The organism is Sutterella parvirubra YIT 11816, from assembly GCF_000250875.1.
GTDB lineage: Bacteria > Pseudomonadota > Gammaproteobacteria > Burkholderiales > Burkholderiaceae_F > Sutterella > Sutterella parvirubra.
This window is the reverse complement of the sequence record NZ_JH604880.1, coordinates 1-4,793: the sequence shown is the minus strand read 5'-3', so window position 1 is coordinate 4,793 and position 4,793 is coordinate 1. Positions and strand designations below refer to the sequence as shown.

At 63.3% G+C, this 4,793-nt stretch carries 3 protein-coding genes; all 3 read left to right on the top strand.

Annotated elements, in window-relative coordinates:
• A partial coding sequence (locus HMPREF9440_RS01925) for a 5-methyltetrahydropteroyltriglutamate--homocysteine S-methyltransferase (protein WP_008540961.1) occupies positions 1-1,073 on the top strand: 1,073 nt, incomplete at its 5' end.
• A gap of 918 nt (positions 1,074-1,991) precedes the next feature.
• Positions 1,992-4,154 (top strand): anaerobic ribonucleoside-triphosphate reductase, encoded by a 2,163-nt coding sequence (nrdD, locus tag HMPREF9440_RS01920; RefSeq protein WP_008540958.1) that lies wholly within the window; start codon positions 1,992-1,994, stop codon positions 4,152-4,154.
• A gap of 173 nt (positions 4,155-4,327) precedes the next feature.
• On the top strand, positions 4,328-4,793 hold a 466-nt coding region (gene nrdG, locus HMPREF9440_RS01915; RefSeq protein ID WP_008540957.1), incomplete at its 3' end, for an anaerobic ribonucleoside-triphosphate reductase activating protein.

Here is a 4,793-nt window from a genome sequence, read left to right as displayed (position 1 = left end):
AAGTCCACGCCGCCCGCCGCAAGTTCGAAGCGGGCGAGATCACCCGCGAAGAGCTCACGCGCGTCGAGGACGACGCGATCCGCACGCTCGTGAAGAAGGAGCTCGACAACGGCCTCACCGCCGTCACCGACGGCGAATTCCGCCGCGCGTTCTGGCACCTCGACTTTTTGGCCGGCCTCTCCGGCATCCGCCACGTGTCGGCCAAAGCCTGGTCCGTGCACTTCGAAGGCCATCAGCCGAAGGCCGAGACGGTCGTGGTGGAAGGCAAAATCGGCTTCCCCGAAGACCATCCGTTCCTCGAAGCCTACGACCGCCTCAAAGCGATCGTCGACGAAGTCGCCCCCGGCACGCCGATCAAGTTCACGATCCCGTCCCCGTCGATGCTCCACCTCATCTGCGCGGTGCGCGAAGAGAACTACAAGCCGACGGAGCGCTACGCCGCGGACCCGCAGGCCTTCTTCGACGACATGGCCGAAGCCTGGGGCGACGCGCTCCTGGCGCTTTACAAGCGCGGCTGCCGCTACCTCCAGCTGGACGACACGAGCTGGGGCGAATTCTGCTCGGCAGAGAAGCGCGCCGCCTACGCCGCCCGCGGGATCGACGTCGATGCGGTCGGGAAGAAGTACGTCGAGTGCATCAACAAGGTGCTGGCCAAAAAGCCCGCCGACATGACCGTGACGATGCACATCTGCCGCGGGAACTTCCGCTCGACCTGGTTTTCGTCCGGCGGGTACGAACCCGTCGCCGAAACGCTCTTCGGCGGCTGCGCGGTGGACGGCTTCTTCCTCGAGTACGACTCCGAGCGCGCCGGGACCTTTGAGCCGCTCCGCTTCATCAAGGATCAGACGGTCGTCCTGGGGCTCATCACGTCGAAGTTCCCTGAGCTCGAAGACAAGGCGGCCGTGAAGGCCCGCATCGAGGAGGCGACGAAGTACGTGCCGCTCGCGCAGCTCTGCCTCTCGCCTCAGTGCGGCTTCTCCTCGACCGAAGAGGGCAACCTCATGACGGAAGACGAAGAGTGGGCGAAGGTCCGCCTCGTGCGCGAGATCGCGGACGAAGTCTGGAAGGACTGATCTTCATCCTTTCCAACCGTCTTCGCGGTCGGTCGCGGTCGGCCTGAGGGCGACCGCGCTGCCGGGACGCCGGAGTACCACCGGTAGTGGGTCCCGGCCCGGCCGACCCCATCCGCTCAGTCTGCTGAGCCTCGACGCCTCATCCGGCAACGGATGGGGCGTCGCCGTCCCGGCGGGCCTCCCCGGTACCGCCCGCGCGTTCTTCGGCCCTCCGTCCGTCCGCCGACGGCCTCTCCGGCCGCTTCTACGCCGGACCGGGGCTTTGCGCACCGCGCGGGCGCGTTGTCAAACCCAAGCAGTCCCGTCGGGTACCTGCGTCTTCCAGCATTTTGTGTTCCCGAAGACGCCGCCACAAGATAAAGTGGAAAACCATCGGAAACCCCACCGGCGTCGCAGCCAAGCATCATGAGACCCCGTATATGGGGTGTTTGGGGCCGCAAACATACCACCGATAGCACATACCCCGATGTGCCCGATCAATGATTGAAAAATACTATCGTATTCTTTTGACGGCCGGAGGGGGTGGGGTCGGGTACCGGCGAAGGAAGAGAAAACCTCAGAAGGCGCTGACAGTCCGGGGATCCTTCCCGAAGGGTCCCGGGGACCCCTCCGGTTCTCCGGAAATCAAATCCAAGGAAAATCAACGACCTACGACGGGTGGTGTCCGAGAAGCCCCGAAATTACTAGGGGTTGTGGTGGCGGAAGAACGAAATCCCAAAAGTCAAGGCGGAGGGCATCCCGTGTTTAGGGTGTTTTGCGGGGGCGGTTTCGAGCGCCCATCCGATAGACTTCAAAAACTTTTTCGGCGCGGATGACGGCGCCCCCGCGGATGCGCGGACGGGTGCGGGGCCGGGTTGAGCCCAGATCTCCCCGGACGTCCTCCGAGCCGAAGCCCCCCTGAAGCCTTAGAGGTGCACGATGCTCGTAGTGATCAAGAAAGACAATTCGACCGAAGACTTCCACCCGGAGAAGATCGTCTCCGCGATCGAGAAGGCCGCCTTCCGTTGCGACAAGAAGATTCCCGCCGAGACGATGAACGAGATCGCGCAGGAAGTGAAGAACCGCCTCGCGCGCCGCACGGAAGTGAGCGTCTCGGAGCTTCACGAACTCGTGATCGCCGCGCTCGCCTTCTTCCAGTTCAAGGAAGTCGCCGAAGCCTACGCCGAATACCGCTACTACAAGACGACGTACGCGAAGACGTTTGAACAGCTCCGCCAGGACGCGGACGACGTCCTGCGCCTCGGCGACCGCGAAAACGCGAACTACGACAGCTCCTTGGTCTCGACGAAGGGCTCGCTCATCAAGGGCTACCTGACGAAGAGCCTCTACAAGCAGTTCTACCTCTCGAAGAAGGAAAAGAGCCTCATCGAGCGCGGCGACATCTACATCCATGACCTCCGCGACATGATCCTGGGCTGCATCAACTGCTGCCTCTTCGACATCGGCGGGGTGCTCAAAAACGGCTTCGAGATGAGCAACGTCGAGTACAGCGAACCGAAGACGGTCCTCTCCGCGCTTCAGGTCGTGGGCGACATCACGCTCGTGGCCACCGCCCAGCAGTTCGGCGGCTTTACGCTCCCCGAACTCGACAAGGTGCTCCTTCCCTATGTGCTCAAGAGCGAAGCCGCGGCGCTCGCGAAGTACCGCGGACTGGGCTTGCCTGAAGAATTGGTGCAGAAGACCGCGCACCACGACGTCGTGCGCGAGCTCGAACAGGGCTTCCAGTCGCTCGAATTGAAGCTCAACACGGTTCCCTGCAGCCGCGGCGACTTCGCCTTCACGACGATCACGTTCGGTCAGTGGAAGGTCGACGCCTATACGGCCGAAGAGCGTGAGTGGCTCTCGACCATCTCCCGCATCATGCTCAAAGTGCGCCGCGAAGGCCACGGGTCGGATCACAAGCCCGTCGTTTTCCCGAAGCTCGTGTACCTCTACGACGAAGCGCAGGTTTCGGCCGACGAACCCTCGAAGCGCCTCTTCGAAGACGCCGCGAAGACCTCGAGCGAATGCATGTACCCGGACTATCTGTCGCTTTCGTCGAAGAGCGGGAGCGTCTCGGAAATCTACCAGCGCTACGGCGTCATCACGTCGCCGATGGGCTGCCGCGCGTTCCTCTCGCTCTGGAAGAACGAAGAGGGTCAGGCCGTCACGGTCGGGCGCTGCAACATCGGTGCGGTGTCCTTGAACCTCCCCATCATCATCCGCCTGGCGCAGCTGGAGCACCCGAACGACTGGCGCGAACAGTTCTGGACGATGCTGGACGAGCGCCTCCAGGTGATCCGCGACTTCTTCAAGAAGCGCTACGACATCATCCGCCACCAGAAGTGCTCGAGCAATCCGCTCGCCTTCACGCAGGGCGGCCTCTACGAAGGCACGAAGGATCCGGATGCGGAAGTGGGCGACCTGGTGCGCTACATGACGGCGTCGTTCGGCATCACGGCGTTGGATGAAGCCACGTACCTCTGGACGGGCGAACGTCTCCTCGAAGAGGGCGGCGAATTCTCCGCGAGCGTCTTGAAGTACCTCCAGAAGCGTCTCGCCGAATTCAAGGCCGAGGACCACAACCTCTACGCAATCTACGGGACGCCGGCCGAGAGCCTCTGCGCCACGCAGGCGAAGCAGTACGCGCGCTTCTGCGAAGAGCGTGGGATCGACAACGTGTTCGCGCACACCGAGCACTACAGCCCCGAGTACTTCACGAACTCCTTCCACGTGAACGTCACGGAAGAAATCTCGCCCTTTGAAAAGCAGGACCGCGAGTTCCGCGACTTCCACCTCTGCGAAGGCGGCCACATCCAGTACGTGCGTCTGGACAACCCCGAAAACCTGGCGGCCGTCGAAGGCATCATCCGCCGCGGGATGGAGAAGGGCTTCTACCAGGGCGTCAACTTCGACAGCGCGTACTGCAACGAGTGCGGCGAGCACAGCACGAACGTGCTCGACCACTGCCCGAAGTGCGGGAGCCGGAACATCTCCGTCATCTCGCGCGTCTGCGGCTACCTCGGGTACTCGAACGTCAACGGCGTCTCCCGCATGAACAGCGGCAAGGTCGCCGAGATCCGCGCCCGCAAGAGCATGTAAGGCGACTGCGCGGCGCCCGGACGCGGCGCCCCGCCCGAGACCGGAAACCGTCTCGGGCCGGGCGCCGAATTCGTTTTTGCGTCAGACTTGAAAAGTTGGGCGGGCCGCGAGCCGGGCCCGATCTCTTCCAGTCCGAACCGACCCCATCAACCGCTCCATTCCTGCTTCGAACCATGAACTACATCGGTCTTTCCACGTGCGACACGGCCAACGGGCCTGGCGTGCGCGTTTCGCTCTTCGTCTCGGGCTGCCGCCTCAAGTGCCCCGGGTGCTTCAACCCCGAGAGCTGGGCGTTCGACGCCGGGAAGCCCTACACGGCGAAGGTGGAGGAGCGGATCCTCAAAGCGCTCGAGGACCCGTACATCGAGGGGCTCTCGCTCCTCGGGGGTGACCCGTTGGAGCCCGAGAACGAACCGGAGTTGACGAAGTTGGTTGAAGCCGTGCGCGCGAAGTTCGGCGACAAGAAGACCGTGTGGGTCTGGACCGGGCGCCGCTACGAGAAGGTGTCGGAGTCGCCTTTGCTCAAGCTCGCCGACGTCGTGGTGGACGGCCCCTTCGTGCAGTCCAAAAAGGTGATGGAGAAGGGCTGCTGGTACGGGAGCACGAACCAGCGCGTGATTCCGTTGAAGCCCGGGAAGG